Source organism: Trichocoleus sp. DQ-A2, assembly GCF_039961915.1.
Taxonomy (GTDB): Bacteria; Cyanobacteriota; Cyanobacteriia; order Cyanobacteriales; family FACHB-T130; genus FACHB-T130.
Genome location: NZ_JAMPKD010000025.1, coordinates 1 through 21902 on the forward strand (window position 1 = coordinate 1; position 21902 = coordinate 21902).

Sequence of the window (21902 nt, forward strand, 5' to 3'; positions counted from 1 at the left end):
ACTCAAGACACGCTTATTATCCAACTATTTGATTGAGCAATTGAAGTCACCCACCCTGCCCATGCAATTGAATTGTTCCACTCCTCATATCTAGTGCCTTTGCGTAAGTCCTGAAGTATTGAAATTCAATATTCTCCCCTCGCCGTTTACGGAGAGGGTCTGGGGGTGAGGTTCCTATGTTGCAAGTGCGAACCGCTCTATATAGGCAGGAGATTTCTAAAGCCTGAAAATTTAGGCTTTAGTTCAGATTTTTCGGTATTTCCGGCGTTAAACCCCAAAAAAAACCGATTTTTAGGTGGCAGTGTAGAGGGGAATTAAGCAACAATAAATCCATCTATTGATAGATGAATCGCCCTATGAGAGAAGAACGTCTCGAAGCCTATCTCAATCTGATCCAAGTGCTACTCAGTTCCTCTAGTGGCGAGGAAATGGAGATTTTGCAGACGAATCAAGCGCTCATTGATGCCGGGTTAGTGCAGACAATGGAAGCCGTAGCCGCAATGCTGGCAGAACGGGGCGATGGAGAAGCAGCGGAGTGGTTGCGGAATGTTGCAGCGCCAATGGTTACAGAAATGGGTAACTCATCATCGACACCCACTGTCGTCAAGAGGATTCCCGAATCGCCTGTGCAATTCTTAACGGAGGTATTGCAAGCAACCGCAGATAGTAATGGCGATCGCAAAGTAGTGTATCCGCTGTTACAAGCAAATCTCGATCAACTGAATGAGAAACTGGCTGAGATACTGCACGATTGGGCAATGATAATTCTGCCGCAAGTTGAACCCCAAGAAGCAAAATTTATTGGGGCGACAATCGGCGGATTCAGCAACCTGATGGCGCAATTTCCCCTAGGAGACAAGGAGAAAAACTTAGAAATTGCCATCACCGGCTACGAGATCGTGGTTACAGTTTTTACCCGCGAAGCGAGTCCTGACGAGTGGGCGACGACTCAAAATAATCTCGGTAATGCCTACCGCAATCGGATACAGGACGATTTGGCTGACCAAGATAGATTGGCAGTCCGCGCCGATCGTCTAGAACGAGCGATCGCGTGTTACGAACAGGCATTGCAAATTTATACCCGCAAAGCCTTTCCCCAAGATTGGGCAATGACGCAAAATAATCTCGGAAATGCTTACCGCGACCGAATACGGGGCGATCGCGCTGATAATCTAGAACGAGCGATCGCGTGTTACAGGCAAGCATCGGAAATCTATACCCGCGAAGCAAGTCCAGACGAATGGGCGACCATCCAAAATAATTTGGCAGTTGCTTCGGAAAATTGCGAAGCATCTAATGTGCCAATTTAGACCGCAGGAAAAGGGTACACAAGAAAGTAGGAACGGGGAGTCTCCGCCCCTACTCTCCTCAGAATTTCTTCACCCAACGCCAAACTTTCACGAAGAAATTCTCTAGCCACAGCATCGCCTTATCCAGCCATTCGAGCAAATACTCTAAGGGGTGCTTGACGTATCCGGCTGGAGTCACCTCAGCCTCAATCCAGTCTGGCGAATGGGTGGCAAAGCTTGTCCGATTGCTTTGTGCGATCGCTGGCGATAGATTTGAAAGCGCCCTTTCGGCTTCCACTCTTGGCGTCTGGAAAGTAGGCGCTTTGGTAATTTTGCCGTCTTTTTTGCGAGATTTTTTGGTTGTAGAAGGAGTTGGTGTTGGACGCGCCGCCATTGGCTCAGGCGCAGCGGGTTTGCGGGGCGTCAAAATCGTTTGTTTGAAACTCAGGCGAAGCTTAATCGACCTCCAAACAGAATTCTCAGCAGGCATCTCCGGCTGGTTGGCTCCGGGGAGGGCAGTCCGGGTCTTCTTGCCCGGCAGATGAGCTGAGGGTCGTTCTTTGCCTGCCACCCTTGGTAATGGGCGCTTAGGGGCGGTTGGCGTTGCCTGCTTGCTGGTGGGTGCATCTGGCTTCCCGAATAAATCATTCATGGTCAGCCAGGGATCGGCAACGCCTGTTGCGGTTAGTTCTGGATGGTTGCGTTGAGCAGATGATAAGGAGGCAGAAGCGCCACCTGATAGCTGATGCGTTTGGCTGTAGGAATCAGAATCGATTTCTGGGGTAGATTCCCAAGGTAATTTTCCGTTGCGCCTGCCAAAAAAGTAGTCAATTGCTGCCTGAATCAGCGCTTGAATATTGTGTGCTTGGGGGTCTGTAACATCGGGAGACGCCGGTTGTCGCATCGGCTGGGTGAATACAGCTTGTATCCGTTGTAAAGGCGATCGCTCATTTGCCTCTATTTCCCCAGCATGGGGTGTCAGCTTTGCCAAAAAGTCTTTTTGCCGGACTTCGATTGCAACCATCGTCCGATCGAGGAAGATTAATGGCTGAAGCAGTAAGGAGGAGGAAGGATGAAGGGCTTTGTTTCCGAAGGGTGGAAGACTTCCGATTTCCTCTCTAGAGGCGCTCAATCGCGTTCCCATTTCCTCTTGTGTTGTTTCTTGCCACCGCACCAGCGTTGATTCTTGGAAGAGATTGGCAGCGATCGCCACTGGCCCTTTTTGCATCCAAGCGATCGCTCCCCAGAAGAGACGCACGGGTGGTAACAGATGGCGCTGATTGACAGGAGGGCGCAGTTGTGCTGCCATTCCTGCCCCCGACGCCTGCGCTAACCGCCACTGACGCCAGTAGTTTGCCAATTCCCAACGAATTCGGTGTTGTAATTTTTGCTGTTGTTCAGGAGTAAGAATATCTAAAATTTGATTCTCGGCGGTGACAAGTACCACGGAACGGGTAGCGAGTTGCGTAGCCACTCCTCGAACCACAATTTGATTTTGTAGCGCCGCCGCTAAGGATTGTCCGCTGCTTGCTCCCGCCGCAGCTTTAGGCTGTAGCGTTTGCACCACCACAGTTTCCGGGAGACTAAGCGGGCGAAGAATCAAATTTGAGGAGCTAGAAGGACTCCCACTCGCACCGTTATGATTGAAAAATTTGAATCCAAAATATGTTGTAGAGACGCGATTAATCGCATCTGCAACTTGATTGAAAAATCCCGTGTTACTAGAAGCTGCGACAGAATTTGCAGCTGGATTTAACAGGAATTCTGATTCTTCCTGACCCGCGATCGCTCGTAGCACTTCCTGAATTGGCGCGTCTGTCGGTGGCGGCGTTGGCGGGTTTTTAGGACGTGCCCGGTCTTTTTTCCCAGAAGTTTGTAATTGTGGGAATTTCTCTTGCGTCGCTTGTTGTAACTGACGCCCCGCTAATTGAGAAGTTTGAGTCAGCAGATACACCGGATAGAGGAGGATTTGCGCTCCCCAAACCGCTGCGACTTTCAGATTTCGCACAGCGCGATCGCTCTCATCCTTCAACTGGCGAGATTTTCGGGAGAGGAAATTAAATAATTTGCTTTTATACCGACCATTGGGAGGGGAGGACATTTTGCTAAATGCTAAATGTTAATTGCTAATTGCTAAAAATAGTAGATGCCCTGATTTTATCGAAAAGATGACCGATTCCAAGACACCTTTTGTAACGCCCTCATCCAGCCTCCTGAGCGAAGCGATTGAAAAACTCTCTGCGATGACTCAGGTTAACGTTCAGACTGGCTGGCGCTACTGTGCCGCAGACCTGACAGCAGATACCGTCCGCCAATCTGATTTCGGGAATGATTGGTTATCTGTGGAGTTGAATGCGAGGGGACATATTGCTTGGCAAGCAGGGCAAAAGGTGTTGTGGCTTAGTCAAAAATTGATGATTCCCCAAGATTTACAAGGTTATGCTTTATCGGGGTTGGCGTTGCGGCTGGTGCTAACTTGGTGGGCAGAAGACGCGCAAATTTTTGTCAATGGCGTCAAAGTGCAAGCAGGAGATTTATTTGATTGCTCAACGAGGGTACTGCTGAGTCCGTCTGTCACGCCGGGTGAGGAGATTACCGTTGCCTTGCGTCTGGTCAGTCCCGGACATGATGATGGGGCTTTAGTGCGATCGCTCTGCGTATACGAATTTACCACCGACGATCGGATTGAACCCGGTTTTGTCGCTGATGAGTTAGCCGTCTTACAACGGTATTTAAAAACCTTTGAACCCGAAAAACTGGATATCTTGGCAGATGCTGTGGCTGAGATTGACTGGACAGCACTGCCTGATGAACAAAAGTTTGAGCGATCGCTTTCCGCCCTCCGTCAAAACCTGCTCGACACGCTAGGGTCAACAGAATCTAAAATCCAAAATCTCAAATCTCAAATCTGTTTGCTCGGTCATGCTCACTTAGACTTGGCTTGGCTATGGCCTGTCAGCGACACCTGGGAAGCGGCTCAACGCACTTTTAAATCGGTTCTGAAACTCCTACAAGAATTTCCCAACCTGACTTTCTGCCATTCTACACCCGCACTTTATGCTTGGATTGAGCAACATTGCCCGGATTTATTTGCCGCCATTCAACAACAAGTTGCTGCTGGACGCTGGGAAGTTGTAGGCGGAATGTGGGTGGAACCGGAACTAAATATTATTAATGGCGAATCGATTGTCCGCCAGTTGCTCTATGGTCAGCGTTACGTCTTAGAAAAATTTGGGCAATTGAGTACAGTCGCTTGGTTGCCAGATAGTTTTGGCTTTTGTGCCACGCTGCCCCAATTTCTGAAATCTGCTGGGATTGAATACTTTGTCACCCAAAAATTGCGCTGGAACGACACCACAAAGTTTCCCTATGAAACATTTTGGTGGCGATCGCTTGATGGTTCCCAAATCTTCAGCCTCATGTCTGCTCCAATTGGTGAAGGCATTGACCCGATTAAAATGGCGTCTTATGCCTGTGATTGGGAAACCCAAACCAGTTTAAAAGAGAGTCTTTGGCTTCCAGGTGTGGGCGATCATGGCGGTGGCCCTACCCGCGATATGTTGGAAGTCGCCCATCGTTGGGAAAAATCCCCCTTCTTTCCTCGTCTAGAATTCACTACATCTGAGAGCTATTTGCAGCAGATTAGCACTCAGAATCCCAACTCCAACGAAACTCAAAATTCAAGACTGTTCCCGGTTTGGGACGATGAACTCTATCTAGAATTCCATCGGGGTTGCTACACCACCCACGCCGATCAAAAGCGCTTTGAACGTCGCAGTGAAGGCTTACTGTACCAAGCAGAACTTTTCGCTTCCTTGGCTAGTATCAGCATCGGTGCGGCTTATCCCAAGCAAAAGCTAGAATCTGCCTGGAAAAAGGTACTATTTAATCAATTTCACGATATTCTCCCCGGTTCCTCAATTCCCCAAGTCTTTGTAGATGCGAATCAGGCTTGGCAAGAGGTAGAACAGGTGGGTTCGGAAATAGTACAGCAAGCCTTAAGCGCGATCGCAACTTCTATTGCCCTTCCCCCACCGCCGCAACCAGACGCCCTGCCGGTGATTGTCTTCAACTCCTTGAACTGGCAACGCTCGGAAGTCGTTACCGTCCCCTTACCGGCGTCTAAACATCACTGGCAAGTTTACAACTTAGAAGGGAAACTGCTAACGTCCCAGCTTTCTGAAGGTAAGACGCTGCTATTTCTTGCCGAGGATATCCCATCGGTGGGTTATCGCCTTTTCTGGCTGTGTCCTCAAGCAGAATTGACCTCAAAAAGGCAAGAAAACAGGCATCCTAGCACTAGGTTTCTGAATTCTAATGCACCTAATCGAGATAATATCAGATTTAGCGAAAAAAATTGCATCTTAGAAAATGAGTTACTGCGAGTAATTGTTGATTCTCAAACAGGCGATTTAAGCAGTGTTTTTGACAAAATCAATCGTCGAGAAATCCTCAATCAATCCGGAGGAAATCAACTCCAAGCCTTCCAAGATAGCGGTCAATATTGGGATGCTTGGAACATTGACCCCAACTATACCAAACACCCCTTACCTCCCACCCAGCTAAAGTCAATTGAATGGGTAGAACAGGGGACAGTACAAACCCGTCTGCGCGTTGTGCGACAGCTAGGCGAGTCGAAATTTTGCCAAGATTACGTGCTGCAAGCAGATTCGCCGCTACTGAAAATCATTACGACTGTAGACTGGCAAGAACGCCACGTACTTGTAAAAGCCGCTTTTCCGCTTACCTTGACGGCAGATTCTGCCACCTACGAAATTCCCTGCGGCGCGATTGTGCGAAGCACACGCGACGCTAACGGGCGTTCTACTCAGCCTCAAACCCCCGCAGCAACCGCCAAATGGGAAGTTCCTGCCTTGCATTGGGCAGATTTAAGTGAAAATGACTATGGCATCAGCTTGCTGAATGATTGTAAATACGGTTACGATGCCCAACCCTCACAATTACGCCTTACCCTGTTACGAAGTTCTACTTGGCCCGATCCAGAAGCAGACCGAGGTTGGCATCAATTCACCTATGCCCTCTATCCTCATCAAGGTAGCTGGCAGTCAGCGCATACTGTGCGCCGAGGCTATGAGCTAAATTTACCGCTACAAGTGATGCTGCTGCCATCGGTAGGCGAACAGAATTCGTCCTTACCCCCCGTTGGTCAATTGTTAGACTTGCAAGCTGAGAATCTGATTTTAATCGCGTTGAAGCAGTCAGAAGATAGCTTGCAGCAGTGGATTTTGCGCTGTTATGAGTGCCACGGGGAAGAGGCACAGATGCAGCTGAATAGCGATTTGGATTTAGCGATCGCGCACCCAGTTGATTTGTTAGAGCGTCCCATCGATGCACCCGAAATGTCCGCTTCTGGGCAAATAGCCAGCATCCAGCCCTGGAAAATCGCTACTTTTGTAGTGAAACGAACAGACGGCTGAGAAAATAAGCGTATGAACAACCCAATACCACCAGTTCTCGATAAAATTTTGAGCCATGACAGTACACCCGATGCTGTGTTTTCTGCCTTAGTGCCAGCTTTGGGTGAAGTCTTGCAGTGCGATCGCGTTTTTCTCTACCTGCGCGATCCCCATACCTCCATCGGTAAAGTTCCTTACTGCTGGCGTCGCACTCAAGAATATCCCAACATTCTTGACGCTGACTGGAAGAAAGAACCAGAATCTTTGCCAAAAGAAGATCCGCTTTTTGCTGCGGCACTGCATACACAACCTTCTGTCTTTGTCGAAGATGTAGAGACAGCGAATCCGGAAGTCGTTAATAAAGCTTTCGAGCAAAAAGAATTTGGACATCGAGCATTAGTTCACGCTCACCTGTGCAAAGATAATTTGTTGTGGGGAATTCTGCAACCTTGTATCTTTGGTCAGCCTAGAGTATGGACGCCGGAAGACCGCTCTATTATGACCACAGTTACAGAGAAATTAACACCCCTTGCTGTTGCCTATATATTGGCAGCGAAGTCTTCCATACCTGCGAAGGGATAAATTCTCTAGCGACTAACACCGAAATGTAGAGACAAGGTTTATCGCGCCGCTACTAAATATTGCTTGTCTCCATAGCTGAATATAAATGAACCTGAATGTAGGGGTGTAGAATTATACGCCCCTACTCTTTACTTAGGTTCCTTACCTCGGTATATAATTGCCAAAATTGTTACACTTGCACAACTCATAAAACTAATTAAGTTTCCATACATTAAAACCAAATCGTTTCGATAATACCCATAGAGAACCCCATTAAGCTGAATAAAATTAAAACCGAGAAAAGTAATTAAAGACAAATTTTTAGAACTCTTAGTTTGAACAATCCTTAAGGCTTGTGGAATAAATAAGCTGGCGTTAAACACCATACCCAACCCAAAAAACAAGGTGACAATATCTTTCATAGTAGATACAAACTAAAGGTGATAAAAAAATGCAAATTAAAAGTTTTTAAGATAATCTAGCAATACCAAATTACCAAACCACTCCGTTACTCATTTTCTACTTGTTGTCTCTGCCATTGCTTCAAAACTTCAAAAGCATTAAAACCTCTATATTGCAAGTAATTTAATAGCTTGGCTTTGGTTTTTTGGTCGATAATTTGAAAATCATCAATTTTATACTTTCGCATGATCTTTGTCTTTAAACCATCCAGATCGTCCGTTTCCTCACTTCCCTCTGCTTCGATTTGTTCGTTCCAAACTTGCTCGAAGACCTCGGAGGAAATCCCTTTTTCCATACATTTGCGCCTTACCATAGATTTACCATATTTGCCTTGAGAGTAGGCAATCAAGTTGGCGACTAAGCGCGTGTCGGATTGATAGTCTCTCTCTTGCAAATAATTGATAGCCTCGGAGATTTCGTTTGGCTCAAACCCCTTTAATTGTCCTTTCTTTAAAAGTTCGTAAGCACTGTAATCTCGGCGGGAGATCAGGCGAAAAAAATAGTCAGTGCAACTCATTTATCAAACAGTTATTATGTTTATTGATTTTAACACATACAAAAGTTTAATTGTTGTATGGCAGTTTAGAATAATGTATGTTAAAAATATATTTTTAGGCACAAATACCCAAGAAATAATTATTTAAAGAATGAAATAAATTGTTAAGATTTGCCTTGGAATAATCAATGCGAATCGCAAAAATCCAGCTTTTATACTCAATTCGATTCAACTGGCTTCGAGAAAATTATTCCTTGGATAAATTGCTGCATTTGTTCATAATGCGTGCCTTTCCAATAAACATGAGCGCATTCACGACAGCGGCTAAATTCATCAATAGATTGTTGGATATTGGGTGGCACTTGGTCAAGAATCGATTCCTTATCCACAGGTTCTAATAAACCATTGCAACGCAAACATCGTTGCAATGGTTTGACGAATTTAATTAGACCAAAGCGTCCCATTATCTCGCCCACCTGTCGCTCTGGATTAGTTTCTCTGACATAATATCCATGTGTTACCAAACTACGCATCAATAGACCCTTATCGCGAGTCAAGAGAATTCGTTCTTCAGATGCCGAAATTTGGGCTAACTCTAGATCGTCATAGTCATTTCGATACAGGGTATCAAAGCCCAACATTCGTAAAGATGTTGCTAGTTTCCCTAAATGAATATCGAGAACGAAACGAGGAAATTTTAGCGGTTGAGGACGAACGAGTGAGACGCTAGATGTCTTTTCAGTCGCCGCAGAAATTGGATAAACATGGATGCGATCGCTATCCGTCACAATATAGGAAAAATCGACGGGTTTGCCGTTGACTTCGATATAATCCACTTCCGGATGAGGGACGCCAAAAGATTCGATCGTGTCCTTAATCGAGGCTCGTTCCTCAAAAACATGAGTAATGGTTACGTCCCGCTTTTTCCGTGGCAAGAAATCATTCAATTCTGCGTAAAAATTAAAATCTGCTTTAGCCATATTGAGAAATTAATACACCGTAGTTCAGAACCCCACCTCAACTCTCGTAAATAAAATTTATTCCTTGTCTTCCTCCACTTGCGAGGGAATAGAGGGGGTACGGGGAAGCCAAAATCTTGAAATTCTACTTCCCCATGAAAAAAAGTTTTTCTTTACCTTTCCCCTGCCTGCGGGGGGATAGTTGTAGGTCTTTGCAAATTTTCACAAGTGAGATGCTTGCGATCGCTAGTTGCCCTCTTGTGGCAACTCAATCAATTGTAGTATATTTGTAGCACACTTAAACAAGTGGTCGAGTTCTTAAAGCCACTGGGGAATTCATCAAAGTAATCAGAGCGTTCCTAAACATCTGCGGGGATACGCTCCAGCTTTGTAATGCAAGGAGTCAAATTATGGATGCAACTCAACCAGCCATCTTGAATATTATTCTGCATCTGCGCTCTTGTAATGAGCCATTTCTCCTACGTTATAACGGGCAACTCCCACGCTGGAGCGATGAATCTCTACATCGGGAAGCTTACGAACAAAATCCAGAATTGTATGCGCTTTTAGCTCTCATCACTCATGTTACAACGGGGCAGCGCCTGCGGATTTTGTTTCAGTTGCTACAACGCTCTCGCGTGGGGATGTCGAAGGAAGCACGTCAAACAAGCGATCGCGTCATTAATTTCTTGTTGGCAATTTTGCACCCCGACCAAGTTTTGACCGTCTTTTTAGCACTGCGACGGGTACGAGCTAATCACAAACATACCGCGAGGGCGATTCTCCAGTACATCCTCAATCATCCCCAATTTGAGGATATGGCTTTGCGCCGTCGTCCTGCGGTTGTGGATGCGATTGAACACGCGCTGGGGAAGAATGTGGCGAGGGGTTCTGTGAAAAAGCTGTCGGATGCAACGGTTGATAAAAGCGATTTGCGCCGCTATCTGTTGCGTTATGCCCATAATCCAGAATCGGTGAAAGCCATTCTACCTTTTCTGTATCATTCTCCTCTGGGAACAGGTTTAATGCCTGCGGCAGGCGAAGTTAAATATACTCTCGTTCATCAACAATATCGTCACTTTGAAGTACAAACAGAGCGTCCCAAGACAGTAACGGCAACCAATCGCGGTGATATTTCCGCAACCTTGGTGCATTTGTATCGGGGTGGAAAATCGCCAGAATTAATGTCAGCTTTGCAGCATTATGTCGAACAAGCTGCGGTAAACCTGCCAAAATTTTCAGGTCAAATAGCTTTAGTGTTGGATGCGTCTGCTTCGACAAGAAGTTATGGCGATCGCGAATACTGTTCTCTAGCGCAGTCCGTCGCCCTGAAATTGGTACTCGAAAAATGCTGCGCGAACCTCAAAGTCCATACCCTTGGGGGAGTTGGCGAATTACCCATGCCAGAAGGTTACACCGACTTGGCAGGTGCTTTACTGGATGCTTTAGAAGACTCACCCGATTTAGTCGCCATTGTCTCTGATGGTTATGAAAATATGTATCCGGGAGACTTGGAAAGAGTCGTCGCCACCTTGCCGCAATTGGGTATTCATACCCCAATTATCTTCTGTCATAGCAAGTTTACGGCGCTGGATGACTTGGAATTGAGACGGCCTGCGCCTAATCTCCTCCAAAGAGAATTCTGGCATCAAGACGATTTTGAAGACTTACTAAATTCGCTATTTGCGATCGCGGGTGCAAAGCAAACCGAAACTTCTTTGCAGGAATTCCTCCGCCAAAAACTCACATTCCAAGAAAAGGAGTTAGCCACATGGACTACCAGCAATTAGAGTTATTAATTCCCGACAAAGTCGATCTCTCTCCTTATCATTTTGGAATTCCTCAACAGTCTGGAGCCTTGACTGTAGTCCCTATCTTCAGCCCAGATTGTCCGGGTCAATTTACCAGTCCCCTGTCTGGGTTGAAACTCAGTCGAGTTCACGGCTATGGAAATGTAGAACTCCATAATCCATCAACGGGCGTGGCAATCGTTCCCTTGCACATGGGTTATATCCAAGACCAAGCCCAAAATCATGCTTTGTGTCGGTCAGCATTTATTGCTGCGGGACAGAAACTCATGTTTAAAGATGCCTGCTGTGTGCAATCCGGTCAAGGCGGTTATTTGGAAGGTCGAGAACAATGGTTCTTCATTCTCCCCCTGCAACTGCGCTTTCAAGCATTGAAACTCCGGGGTCAGGAAGACTACAGCAAACTCTGGAAAGAAATTGAGCGTCTAAATCAGCGATTTGATTTACCTCAACGCGGTCACTTAGAGCAAATTCTCAGTAAAAAACGCACCTTTCTGACGCAATATCAAAGCCGATTTGAATTGCTTCCCCAGCAAACCGGGGCGTTGTTCTTGATTCGGAATCAGTTAGTTGGCGTGGAAATTGCTCCCACTGCGGCTTACTTCCGGGAAGTATGGATGCCTCTGGTTTGCTTCTGCTATGGTGTGGCGGCGATGTATGCCCAAAAGCACGCAAAAGGAAGCGACAAACCCGTGCTTCCTTTTGCAGCCAGCAATCTGCAAGAACTGCGCCAGCAGTTGCACAAAAGCCGTCAGGAAAAACAGTTACAAGTCAGCAATTGGCTAAGTCAAACACCCGCAGAAAGATTTCAGCTCAAAGAAGAAGAACGCTTCTTGAGTCTGCGGCTGCATACCTGTAAAGGGAAAAACTTTGCGGGTCAGTTGGTCGAAGAGTCTGGACAACTGGTGTATGCTTCGTTGTTTGCTTTAGCCATTTAATCAAGCCAACGCTTGACAGGATAGGGAAGCACTGAGTTGTCAATTCGCTCAATTTGTACTACAATACATTACAGTTGGAACTGAGTTAGGCATTGGTGTTTACTTGATGATTCCAAGTCATGGTTAAGAAACGCTACCGCGCTAACCGCTTGTCCAACTGTAATTTCCTGCCATATCTAAACTTTATACAGAAAATTTAACCCCCTTCCCTGTCCGGGAAGGGGGTATTATTATGTCCTTTGCACCGCTCAAGACTCTCTGGGATTGGGTAGCCTGAGATATCCTTTCCGCCAAAGCAAGATCCCACAACTGATTACCAAGGCGACAGTCACGACAGGCAACCAAATCGCCAGGATGGATAGAATAATCGCACCCCCTGCTTCCAGAGTGGAAACCACCCCATTACCGAATCCTCCGGTGAGTGCGGTTGAAGAAAAGCGAACCATACCCGTTAAGGCTTGCACGATACCCGCCGAACCTCCACCCGCAATCACTGCGATTGTCCACTGAACTAAAGGATCGTCGTGGGGAATGATGGCAGCGGTTAAGAAAGTGCCGACAGCGATCGCAGTTGGTGTAGAAACGATATCCAGCAAATTATCTATCCACGGAATGTAATAAGCGGCAATTTCAACACAAGTCGCTATAGCAAATGTCAGCAACGCTGGATAAGTTCCCATCCACTCAAAATTCGGTGCCAGTGGCAGATGTCCAAACAGTGCTGCCATGCTCATCACTAGCGGCGGGACAAAGATCCGAAAACCACAAGCCGCACTCAAACCAATGCCAATTGCAATACTTAATAAGGTATCCATACTACTCAAATTGAATCATTCGCTAGGGTTGCTCTTGCCAAATCTGCTTCAATCACCTTGGCCTCTTTCAAGTTGACCCCACTCAGGTTCGTTCCACTCAAATCTGCGCCTCTTAAGTCGGCAAGTTCTAAATTTGCTCCCCTTAAATCGGCTTCACTGAGGTTCGCTTCACTCAAGAAAGCTTTACTCAAATTTGCCCCTCGTAAATCTGCCAGCCGCAAGTTAGCCTTCGCTAGATTGGTTCTCGTTAGGTTAGCTGTACTCAGATTTGCTTCGCTCAAATTCGCTTCACTCAAATCTGCCTTACTTAACTCCGCTTTACTTAGGTTTGCTCTGCTTAAGTTCGCTAAATTCAGTTTTGCCCAACTCAGGTTAGCTTCGCTCAATAAGCACTCACAAAGCCAAGCACCTCTCAAGTTAGCATTGATAAAATACCTTTCTCCGGCTGCATAACGCCGCTTCAGATCATCAGCAGCAAATTTGATTAAAATGGCACTTTTGTCTTCACAATAGCACCATTGCGCCCCGACTAATTTAGCCGCCGTGTTAACCGCTAATTCGTCTTTTTTAGGCAATACCACCCCATTACAACCATCCCATTCACCGCCGAGAATAAAAGCAATTTCTTGGGCAGCATATAAGGAGTCGAATAAGAGCATATCTTGCGTTACCCGGCCTCCAGAACTACTAATCCGGTTGCTGGAGAATGATAATAAATTTCGGATTAAGTCTTTCATCCGGTGTTTTAAGCAATTTTATTCAAGGGGCATTCAAATCGATAAAACTTTTGTATATCCTTTAAATACCCTAGCTAACACACCCGGAGTGGACATCAATCAATAGACATATTCAGATTTAAGAATTTGAGATAGTTTCATTCCAGTTGTTCCCCCCGTTGTTATCCCAATTATTTCCATCGGTGAAAGCAAAATTTAAAGTAGTTCCTACCGGAGGAACAGAGAGTGTTGTCTCCCAGAATCCATCCTCTCGCTGGATCATCAGGCTGTCAGTAACTTGCTGCCAATTATTGTATCCCCAGTGCAGTTTGACTTGTTCAGAATTGGTCAATAACCCTTTGTAATAAATCGTTAAAGCTAACCCTTTTTTTGCATTAGCTTCGTTATAATCTACCGTTTTGCCTTGATGCGGTTTGGATGAATTGACGACATAGCGCTGATAGACAACCTCCGGCATATCCATTACTTTGCCAGTATAATTTGATGCCAGCAACGTGATGTATTCTCCCATCGACCAGGAAAGGGGAGTCATTGATTTAGTGGGAGTTCCGGGAATATAACCAGAGGGTGCATTGAGATCCCAAACTTGCTCGGAAATCATGTAAGAAGGATTGGCAAAGGCACGCATTGTTGCCAGGTAAGAGTCTGCTTTGTTACCACGCGCGATCGCAAAATGACCGCGTTCTCCAGTGAAAATAGGCCACAGCCGTCCGATTCCCGCACCTGTATAATCTGCACCCGTTGATGTTTCACCATAACCGTCGTGATTATAGCGAAACCAACCCTCTCCTTTGCCAGGAATTGTTTGTTTAATGGTGGAATCAATCGCCGGAAGGGAGGCGAGAATATAGGGATTATTTGCAGCTTTTACTCCATGACGCACTAATTCTAAAAAGCTACTGTCAACGATAGAACGTTCATCCCGATCGCCGCCACCGTTGCCAATGTGTAAAATGTGTCCGTCATTGGGATTTCCATTATCATCAATGCGTTCAAAATATTTGCCATTGCCAATCGAACCGCTAGCCGTAAATGTCCAGTTTTCTACCATGCCTTGCCAGTAGTCTGCTGTTGCCAAATAGCGTTTCTCGCTGGTTGTGTCACCGTTGATTTTGGCGATATCTGCGGCACAAACTAAACCCGCAATTTCCGCAGCAATGGTGCCGGGAGAATAGCCTGCGTTTTCTTCCCAACGTTCTTGCCCCGTAACTGGGCCATTTTTCACAATATAATCAGCAGCTGGCTTGATGTGTTTGATATAGGTGTCTGCATCGGTACGACCGAGTTTCCACGCCAAGATAATTGGGAAGGCCGTCTCGTCCATTTGAATGCCATTCCAGTAAGGGGTACCATCCGCAAAGGCATTCTGAAGAAAATGTCCATCTGGTTGTTGCAAAGTGCTTAGCAACCAATCCAGGGCTTTTTTGGGGGTAGCCGTGTCGCCTGCAACAAGTAAGGCGCTGGCAAATTTATACAAGTCACGAGGCCAAATGAGGTGGTAGCCGCCTGACATTTCGATGCCGGATGGAGTGCAAATTGAGTAGTTAGAGTTCCCCCACGGATTCCCCAAACCTGCAACCATCGCACCCGATGCTTTGTCAGTCGCTGCCTTCAGTACCATTGCCGCAACATAATACTGAGTATCTGCGGTGCCGCCATAGGTATTTAAATGATTGGTGTAGCTGTTCCATTGTGTGTTGTAAGCGGACAGCATCGTAGAGAAATTATCTTTTAGGGTTCCTGCGGCTTCCGATTCAGCGTTTTTGTCACTGTTGCCAAAGCCAAGTACCAGGTTAAAAGTGACCGATTTCTGGTTGGCATAAGGACTGAGATCGAACATTGCCATCTGTGCAATGTTGCCATTGGTTGCCTTCTCATAAGTCCAGTTCATCGTATTATCAACTTCACCGCCTTTGAGATCTTGCCAGCCGTCGCTGCGTCCGACGAATCCAGAAGACATCATGCCTTTTTTAAAACCTAGAGAACTCGCCAATGCCGATGCTTGATTGCTGGTGGGATTTTTAGCAATCAGCATTTGAATATTCTTGTAAGTAGTGCTGTAACCTGTAGTGGCTTTTCCGTTATTGTCAATAGCTGGATGATACAAAGTATAAAGATTAAAATTATCCAGCGTTCCGCTGAGCGCGGTGAATGTTACCTGCTGAATTAAAGTATTGTGATTGGGGTCGGTGAAAATTGTCTTGTCGATTTGATACTTGCCGTTTTTCGCCGTATTGGTAATCTTCCAAGAAAGCGATCGCGTATTATTCAAACTAACCTGGCTGATAGTATCCTGCTTTTCTTCATCAACCCAAGTTTTTGCCGAATCGCCTACTAAAAACTGCCAATCTACCGTCGCTGCTTTGTCAGCCGAAGGATAAAATATCTGGCTAATGATGCCATCGAAACCCGTGAACCACACTTTTGAAGTTGGGTTTTGGGCAGTACCGAGAAAGGTGAGGGTTGAAGGCGACCAAGTTGGACAAGTGCCGGGATGACCAAAGGCTTCCTGTTGGGTTATGGCACCTAGAAAAGAAACTTTACTTTCTAGGATAAAAGTTGTTAACAAAATGACAATAATGGCACTTGCAAACCAATAAATTCTTTTCAATTAATTCGCCTTGAGAACTGGGTGAAGTTGACTTGATTAGTCGAATATAGCAATCTTATTTGATTGTTTGGCGAACCGCCTTAGCGAAGCCATGCGCGTTAGCGCTTTAGGCGCAGAGAGAAGAGGTATAGAGAGAATTTAGAAGTTAAACAAATATTGATAGGAAATAAATTAAAGGGTGCGGGTTTATTCGCATCGATAGTTTCTGGCGATCGCTCGGAAATCATACCAAGGCGGTAAGCATTCAAAAATGCCCGTCGATAGGATGAAATTGCAAAGAGCAACAGCTAAGAAACTTTATGCTAGTCCACATCATCGCTGATTACGGATTTGGCGATCTTGCGTTTGCGGAAGTCGTGCAGCGTATCAGGTTCTATCTACCGGATGCTGAGCCAATCCTCACCCCCGTGCCTGCTTTTGCCACCCTGGCTGCTGGCTTCTGTATCGCCCAGTTAGGTTTGAATGAAGCCCCGGCGGGAACGATTATTTACCACAACGTTGCGCCCCGCGAAGATGATGAACAGGCGCGTGTCGGGAATGCGGGTGAACGTCTGGCTTTCGCACGTCTCCCGACGGGTGTGCGGGTAATTGGAGTGAATGCTGGCTATGCCTTCTCGTTTGTCCGCGATGTAGCAGAATTGAGCTGGGCTGCTGTTGCTGCGGAAGGTTCGCAGTTTCGTTCTCGTGACTTGTTTCCGCAAGCGGCGGCAGCGATCGCGTTGGGACAACCAGATGCGCTAGGGGATAAGATTGAGCCTTCGGATATCCCCGATGTGCCGTCGAATCGAATTGCCTATATTGACGGCTATGGCAACTTAAAAACAACGATTCAATATGATGCCAGCAATGGGAGCGATCGCGCTAATATCCGTTTGCGGATCGGTGACATCGAGCAAGAAGCGACAATGAGCGATGGCAGCTTTGCCGTTGAACCCGGACAATTAGCCTTCGCACCCGGTAGCAGCGGTTGGAAAAATGCCCAAGGCGAAGAAACACGCTGGATCGAACTGTTCTTACGCGGTGGCAATGCCTGGGAGTCCTTCAAGCGTCCGTCAGTTGGCACGCAGATAGAGATTATCTAACAATTTTTCTGGGATTGGGCAAATAATCCCATTGAAACCTCTCCCTAGCCCCCTCCTAAAAGGAGAAGGAATCGGAATAAATGTTTTTTATTTTTACGGGCAATAGGGGAGTTGATAGCCCCTCTCCGCTTGCGGGGAGGGGTTGGGGTGGGGTTCCGGATGCTGAGGAATTATGTCTAATTCGCCGGACATAATCTTAACCAAGAAGTTCTATTCAACCTCAACCCTCAGCCCTCAGTCCTCAGCCCTCAGCCCTCAGTCCTCAATCCTCCGCCCAATGTTTCGCTCTTTCAACTGCTTTTTGCCATATTGTAAAATTCGCCTGTGCCTGGGTGACTCCCGCACCAGGTTGAAAAGTTCGGTCGATTTGACGACTCGCGGTTAATGTGGCGTAATCTTGCCAAAAATTAACTGCCAAACCAGCAGCAAAAGCGGCACCTTGTGCAGAAGCATCGAGAACGGCTGGACGTTCTACTGGGATTCCTAAAACATCCGCTTGGAGTTGCATTAAAAAGTCATTTTGACAAGCTCCTCCATCTACTTTTAGCAGGGAAATGTCGGTGCCGCTATCTTGGTTGATGGCTTGTACAACTTCTTTGACTTGGAAGGCGATCGCTTCTAGCACCGCCCTGACCATGTGTTCTCGCTGCACTCCGCCTGTAATGCCGAAAAATGCCCCCCTCGCACTCATATCCCAGTGCGGCGCACCCAAACCACTCAACGCCGGAACGAAGTAAACACCTCCGTTATCCGCCACCTGCTGCGCCATTCGTTCTGTATCCGTAGCCGCAGTAATCAGTTTAATGCCATCCCGCAACCATTGGATGCAAGCTCCAGTGGTAAATATACTGCCTTCCATGCCATAACCGACTTGGATTTTTCCGTCATTGCCTGTCTGCGTCCAAGCGACAGTCGAAAGGAGTTGATTGCGCGATCGCTGTATTTTCTCTCCGGTATGTGTAACTAAGAAGCAGCCAGTGCCATAGGTGCATTTTAATAAGCCAGGGCGATCGCAACCATGAGCAAATAAGGAAGCTTGTTGATCGCCTAAAATCGCCGTAATGGGCACCTCACTGCCTAATAATTCCGGCTGAGTGTAGCCAAATAAGCCTAAACTTGGCTGAATTTTTGGCATCAAATGAACCGGAATTTTAAATAAATTCAGTAGCGTCTGATCCCACTCCCGCGAAGCCAGATTCATCAACATCGTGCGGCTGGCGTTACTATCATCCGTGGCGTGTACCTTACCGCCCGTGAGGTTCCAGAGAATCCAGGTATCAATCGTGCCTGCTAAAACATTCTCTAAATCGATGGGGGGATGTTCTCGTTGAATTTCCTCCAACAACCAAGTTAATTTAGTTGCAGAAAAGTAGGCATCTAATACTAACCCTGTGCGATCGTAGATATCTGCTGCGTGACCTTGACTTGCAAGTTGATTGCATAGCGGTGCCGTGCGTCGGTCTTGCCAGACAATTGCATTATGTAAAGGTCGCCCCGTGGTTTTGTCCCACAGCAGACAAGTTTCTCTCTGCACGCTTAACCCAATTGCAGTGATATCTTTTGTCGTTATGCCCGCCTTCTGCAATACAGTCTGCATCGCCCAACAAGTATCTTGCCAAATTTCTCTGGGGTCATGCTCTAACCAACCCGGTTGGGGATAATACTGAGTCAGTTCTTTGTAAGCAGAGCTAACAATCATCCCGTCAGCATTAAATAAGATCGCTCGGTTGCCGGTAGTACCGAGGTCTAGGGCGAGAACGTAGGCAGGCGTCGATGCAGTCATTGCAAGCTTTATTAGTAATAAATTGAGAGTTTTTCAACGTGCGAGTCAAGCCGAAGTCTCGATCGTAAACGTTGCCAAGAATGCCAAGAAAGCGATCGCTGCTACACGCATCAGACTTTGAGCGTGCAACGTCTACGTTTCTCGGCTTTTTTGTATTCCTCATAACAGACTAACTTCACCCAGAGCCTTTCCTGGGGTAGAAGTTAGCAGAAATCGAGGCAGTTAGTTTGGAGGTAGACTCTCCACGTTCTGAGACTTTGCACAAGTATTTTGCACAAGTATAAGAGTCTGCCAAGAACCAGTTCTCATCAGCAATGCGATCGCATAAATATTCACCCAGTAGCGATCGCTGTCCCAAGCAAATTTTTGAAAGGAGGGCGAAAGCGATGCCCGACGTGACTCCGACTAAGCTAACCGATACCCTGCGCCACATTGCCCACCCACTCACAGGTGCCACCTCTGACTACGACCCCTTGATGGAACTTATTGGCGATGCCCGCTTTGTCCTGCTGGGTGAGGCATCCCACGGCACCCATGAATTTTATCAAGCGCGAGCCGAAATTACCAAGCGGCTGATTCAAGAAAAAGGCTTTACAGCGATCGCTGTCGAAGCCGATTGGCCCGATGCTTACCGCGTCAACCGCTACGTCACTGGTGTCAGCGACGATACCACCAGTAACGAAGCACTCTCTGGCTTTGGACGCTTCCCCGCTTGGATGTGGCGCAACGCGGATGTGGTCAACTTCATTGATTGGCTACGCCAGTACAATAGCGCCCTCCCTGAAAATGCGACGAAGACTGGCTTCTACGGTCTTGACCTCTACAGCCTACACCAGTCAATCGCCGCCGTTCTCGACTACCTTGACAAAATTGACCCAGAGGCGGCAGAACAGGCGCGTCACCGCTACTCGTGCTTTGAAGACTTTGGTGAAGACGCTCAATCCTACGGGTATGTCGCCAACTTCGATGTTGAGGAATCCTGTGAGAGCCAAGTTGTCAACCAACTTCTAGAATTGCAACGTCGTGCTAGCGAGTACGCCCATCGGGATGGTCGCGTGACAGAGGACGAATTTTTCTATGCCGAACAGAACGCACGACTGGTCAAGAACGCCGAGGAATACTACCGCTCAATGTTTCGTGGTCGGGTGTCGTCGTGGAATTTGCGCGATCGCCACATGGCAGAAACGCTGCAACACCTCGTCGCTCATTTGGACAAACAAAGCGATCGCACTAAGGTCGTTCTGTGGGCGCACAACTCCCATCTCGGTGACGCCCGCGCCACCGACATGAGCGCACACGGCGAACTGAACGTCGGTCAACTGGTGCGCGAACAGTACGGTCGCGACGCGGTACTCGTCGGCTTCAGCACCTACACGGGAACCGTCACCGCCGCCTCAAATTGGGACGCACCCGCCGAACGCAAGCGCATCCGTCCGGCAGTCCCAGACAGTTATGAAGGGCTGTTTCACGATACGGGTTTGCCGCGCTTCCTGCTCGCCTTACGCGACAGTGGCTCATCAATCAAAGGATTGCGGGAGCCTCGATTAGAACGGGCGATCGGTGTCATCTATCGACCCGAAACCGAGCGGAGCAGCCATTACTTCCACGCACGGCTACCCGACCAATTTGACGCCATCATCCACTTCGACGAAACCCAAGCAGTGCAGCCACTAGAGCGTGCCGGATGGGAGACAGACGAAGTGCCAGAGACATTTCCCTCTGGTTTTTAACTCGCCTCGCAGGAAGTCCCGTCCTCTATCAGATCGAGGGTCAGCGTCGGGATGAAACCCCGGCTGTTGACGATACTCCTGTGACCCATGCCGTTCGTGTAGCGTCTCGAAGAGAAGGCGAGGAAAGAGGAGATGGAGGAAACAGCCAGTTATTAGACCCCACCCTAGATTTATGAATCGGCTTCTTCCCCGCGAGCAGGGACGGCTTCTCCCTGAGACTTTGGTACCGCATTTTAAGCGTGGAATTCTCCTCCAGCACGGCGACTTAGCTAAAACGTAATATATTTAGTTAGGTTTTTCGGAAAAATTGCGGCATGGGGATTGAGGTACTGTGGAGTGCTGAGTCGATTATTGGAGTTCAGCGCTTTTTTGGGGCTAGCTGGAGTTGGTTCTTTAAGACCCTCACCATACTAGGGACAGTTCCGGCGATCGCAGTGGTCTTTGCTGTGGTGTTGTGGATCTGGGGGCGAGAGCTTGCCTACGGCTTGCTGGGTATTATCCTCTGGGCAACCTTTACAAACGTCCTGATTTGGACACTCTTCCCGGTGCCGCGTCCGCACGACCCGCAGATCGAGATCCGCGAAAAACAAACAGTACCGTCCTTTCCCAGCGGACACACCGTTACTGCAACTACCCTGTGGGGAACGTTAGCTGCGTTCAATCGTATCCCGATCGTGGTTGCGGTGGGTATTGTTGCGGGGGTGATGCTGAGTCGCCTATATCTCGGCGTACACTATCCGGTAGACTTACTCGGTGGCGTGTCGATCGGGCTGATCCTGGTGCTGACTTATCAGCGTTTGTGGTTCGTGCTTTTGCACTGGTTCTCCGGACGCCCCTTTCGATTTTTCTTAATCCTCGGTCTTTCCGCACCCGTTGCAGTGTTTCCTTTCACCGGCTTTTTGCCCCAAGCTTGGGAAATTTTTGGTGCTGCACTGGGTATGGGAATTGGAATGCCCCTGGAATATTGGTACGTTCATTACTCTCCAGATATACTTCCCTTCCAAAAGCAAATGTTGAAGCTGGCGATCGGTTTGGGAGGACTTGCCATGCTCGTACTGGTGCCTCGCCTCATCGGCATTTACGGGGTGGCGCTTGAGGTGGTGACGTTTGCGATCGCGGCACTGTGGATCGTGTTCTTGGCACCGGCACTGTTTGTACGCATGAAACTATCATCGACAGGACTGACGTAGCCATTCTCCAATCAAGCTGAAAAC

General features: G+C 47.5%; 17 protein-coding genes. 9 read left to right on the forward strand and 8 right to left on the reverse strand.

Annotation, left to right across the window (positions count from 1 at the left end; translation table 11 throughout):
• Positions 1-344: 344 nt before the first annotated feature.
• Positions 345-1310 (forward strand): tetratricopeptide repeat protein, encoded by a 966-nt coding sequence (locus NC997_RS21575; protein ID WP_190985769.1) that lies wholly within the window; start codon positions 345-347, stop codon positions 1308-1310.
• Between the two features lie 58 nt (positions 1311-1368).
• Here NC997_RS21575 and NC997_RS21580 read toward each other — a convergent pair whose 3' ends face one another.
• Positions 1369-3390, reverse strand: a complete 2022-nt coding sequence (locus tag NC997_RS21580) for a hypothetical protein (RefSeq protein WP_190529619.1) — start codon at positions 3388-3390, stop codon at positions 1369-1371.
• 67 nt (positions 3391-3457) lie between these two features.
• Between NC997_RS21580 and NC997_RS21585 the strand changes: the two genes are divergently transcribed.
• Positions 3458-6727: an alpha-mannosidase gene (locus NC997_RS21585; RefSeq protein WP_190529621.1), complete on the forward strand. Its 3270-nt coding sequence runs from the start codon at positions 3458-3460 to the stop codon at positions 6725-6727.
• A gap of 12 nt (positions 6728-6739) precedes the next feature.
• Positions 6740-7288 carry a GAF domain-containing protein gene (locus tag NC997_RS21590; protein ID WP_190412228.1) on the forward strand — a complete coding sequence of 183 codons (549 nt, stop codon included), beginning with the start codon at positions 6740-6742 and terminating at the stop codon, positions 7286-7288.
• Positions 7289-7416: 128 nt separating this feature from the next.
• Here the strand turns inward: NC997_RS21590 and NC997_RS21595 are convergent, their stop codons facing one another.
• From NC997_RS21595 to NC997_RS21605, 3 genes are all read right to left on the reverse strand, one after another.
• Positions 7417-7689, reverse strand: coding sequence for a PQ-loop domain-containing transporter (locus NC997_RS21595; RefSeq protein WP_190412229.1), 273 nt, complete (start codon positions 7687-7689; stop codon positions 7417-7419).
• A gap of 86 nt (positions 7690-7775) precedes the next feature.
• Positions 7776-8246 carry a regulatory protein RecX gene (locus NC997_RS21600; protein WP_190430743.1) on the reverse strand — a complete coding sequence of 157 codons (471 nt, stop codon included), beginning with the start codon at positions 8244-8246 and terminating at the stop codon, positions 7776-7778.
• 197 nt (positions 8247-8443) lie between these two features.
• Positions 8444-9205, reverse strand: coding sequence for a Mut7-C RNAse domain-containing protein (locus tag NC997_RS21605; RefSeq protein ID WP_190529623.1), 762 nt, complete (start codon positions 9203-9205; stop codon positions 8444-8446).
• 389 nt (positions 9206-9594) lie between these two features.
• On the opposite strand from NC997_RS21605, the gene NC997_RS21610 reads away from it, so the two are divergent.
• Positions 9595-10974 (forward strand): VWA domain-containing protein, encoded by a 1380-nt coding sequence (locus tag NC997_RS21610; RefSeq protein ID WP_190529625.1) that lies wholly within the window; start codon positions 9595-9597, stop codon positions 10972-10974.
• Entirely contained in the window at positions 10956-11930 is a 975-nt protein-coding gene (locus NC997_RS21615) for a DUF6569 family protein (RefSeq protein WP_190529627.1), read from the forward strand. Before NC997_RS21610 ends, NC997_RS21615 begins: the two co-directional genes overlap by 19 nt.
• Before the next feature lie 248 nt (positions 11931-12178).
• On the opposite strand, the gene NC997_RS21620 is transcribed toward NC997_RS21615, so the two are convergent.
• From NC997_RS21620 to NC997_RS21630, 3 genes are all read right to left on the reverse strand, one after another.
• The gene (locus tag NC997_RS21620; protein WP_190529629.1) at positions 12179-12745 is read right to left on the reverse strand and encodes a DUF4126 domain-containing protein; all 567 of its coding nucleotides are present in this window, start codon (positions 12743-12745) and stop codon (positions 12179-12181) included.
• A 5-nt stretch (positions 12746-12750) separates the two neighbouring features.
• The gene (locus tag NC997_RS21625; protein ID WP_190529631.1) at positions 12751-13482 is read right to left on the reverse strand and encodes a pentapeptide repeat-containing protein; all 732 of its coding nucleotides are present in this window, start codon (positions 13480-13482) and stop codon (positions 12751-12753) included.
• 118 nt (positions 13483-13600) lie between these two features.
• Positions 13601-16093, reverse strand: a complete 2493-nt coding sequence (locus NC997_RS21630; protein ID WP_190529633.1) for a glycoside hydrolase family 15 protein — start codon at positions 16091-16093, stop codon at positions 13601-13603.
• Between the two features lie 299 nt (positions 16094-16392).
• Between NC997_RS21630 and NC997_RS21635 the strand changes: the two genes are divergently transcribed.
• Positions 16393-17175, forward strand: a complete 783-nt coding sequence (locus NC997_RS21635) for an SAM-dependent chlorinase/fluorinase (RefSeq protein ID WP_190529635.1) — start codon at positions 16393-16395, stop codon at positions 17173-17175.
• Between the two features lie 262 nt (positions 17176-17437).
• Here NC997_RS21635 and glpK read toward each other — a convergent pair whose 3' ends face one another.
• On the reverse strand, positions 17438-18958 hold the full coding sequence (gene glpK / locus NC997_RS21640; protein WP_190529637.1) for a glycerol kinase GlpK: 1521 nt from the start codon (positions 18956-18958) through the stop codon (positions 17438-17440).
• Positions 18959-19344: 386 nt separating this feature from the next.
• Here glpK and NC997_RS21645 point away from each other — a divergent pair, with 386 nt between their 5' ends.
• The 3 genes from NC997_RS21645 (at position 19345) to NC997_RS21655 (ending at position 21878) form a co-directional block, all read left to right on the forward strand.
• The gene (locus NC997_RS21645) at positions 19345-20688 is read left to right on the forward strand and encodes an erythromycin esterase family protein (RefSeq protein WP_190529731.1); all 1344 of its coding nucleotides are present in this window, start codon (positions 19345-19347) and stop codon (positions 20686-20688) included.
• On the forward strand, positions 20643-20864 hold the full coding sequence (locus tag NC997_RS21650; RefSeq protein WP_190529639.1) for a hypothetical protein: 222 nt from the start codon (positions 20643-20645) through the stop codon (positions 20862-20864). The genes NC997_RS21645 and NC997_RS21650 overlap by 46 nt, the downstream gene beginning before the upstream one ends.
• A 138-nt stretch (positions 20865-21002) precedes the next feature.
• Positions 21003-21878, forward strand: coding sequence for a phosphatase PAP2 family protein (locus NC997_RS21655; RefSeq protein ID WP_190529641.1), 876 nt, complete (start codon positions 21003-21005; stop codon positions 21876-21878).
• Positions 21879-21902: the final 24 nt, after the last annotated feature.

Bases quoted from the DNA above. Each gene is read 5' to 3' on its own strand.
- NC997_RS21575 (WP_190985769.1), top strand. From the start codon at position 345: ATGAATCGCCCTATGAGAGAAGAACGTCTCGAAGCCTATCTCAATCTG.
- NC997_RS21580 (WP_190529619.1), bottom strand. From the start codon at position 3,390: ATGTCCTCCCCTCCCAATGGTCGGTATAAAAGCAAATTATTTAATTTC.
- NC997_RS21585 (WP_190529621.1), top strand. From the start codon at position 3,458: ATGACCGATTCCAAGACACCTTTTGTAACGCCCTCATCCAGCCTCCTG.
- NC997_RS21590 (WP_190412228.1), top strand. From the start codon at position 6,740: ATGAACAACCCAATACCACCAGTTCTCGATAAAATTTTGAGCCATGAC.
- NC997_RS21595 (WP_190412229.1), bottom strand. From the start codon at position 7,689: ATGAAAGATATTGTCACCTTGTTTTTTGGGTTGGGTATGGTGTTTAAC.
- NC997_RS21600 (WP_190430743.1), bottom strand. From the start codon at position 8,246: ATGAGTTGCACTGACTATTTTTTTCGCCTGATCTCCCGCCGAGATTAC.
- NC997_RS21605 (WP_190529623.1), bottom strand. From the start codon at position 9,205: ATGGCTAAAGCAGATTTTAATTTTTACGCAGAATTGAATGATTTCTTG.
- NC997_RS21610 (WP_190529625.1), top strand. From the start codon at position 9,595: ATGGATGCAACTCAACCAGCCATCTTGAATATTATTCTGCATCTGCGC.
- NC997_RS21615 (WP_190529627.1), top strand. From the start codon at position 10,956: ATGGACTACCAGCAATTAGAGTTATTAATTCCCGACAAAGTCGATCTC.
- NC997_RS21620 (WP_190529629.1), bottom strand. From the start codon at position 12,745: ATGGATACCTTATTAAGTATTGCAATTGGCATTGGTTTGAGTGCGGCT.
- NC997_RS21625 (WP_190529631.1), bottom strand. From the start codon at position 13,482: ATGAAAGACTTAATCCGAAATTTATTATCATTCTCCAGCAACCGGATT.
- NC997_RS21635 (WP_190529635.1), top strand. From the start codon at position 16,393: ATGCTAGTCCACATCATCGCTGATTACGGATTTGGCGATCTTGCGTTT.
- glpK (WP_190529637.1), bottom strand. From the start codon at position 18,958: ATGACTGCATCGACGCCTGCCTACGTTCTCGCCCTAGACCTCGGTACT.
- NC997_RS21645 (WP_190529731.1), top strand. From the start codon at position 19,345: ATGCCCGACGTGACTCCGACTAAGCTAACCGATACCCTGCGCCACATT.
- NC997_RS21650 (WP_190529639.1), top strand. From the start codon at position 20,643: ATGGGAGACAGACGAAGTGCCAGAGACATTTCCCTCTGGTTTTTAACT.
- NC997_RS21655 (WP_190529641.1), top strand. From the start codon at position 21,003: ATGGGGATTGAGGTACTGTGGAGTGCTGAGTCGATTATTGGAGTTCAG.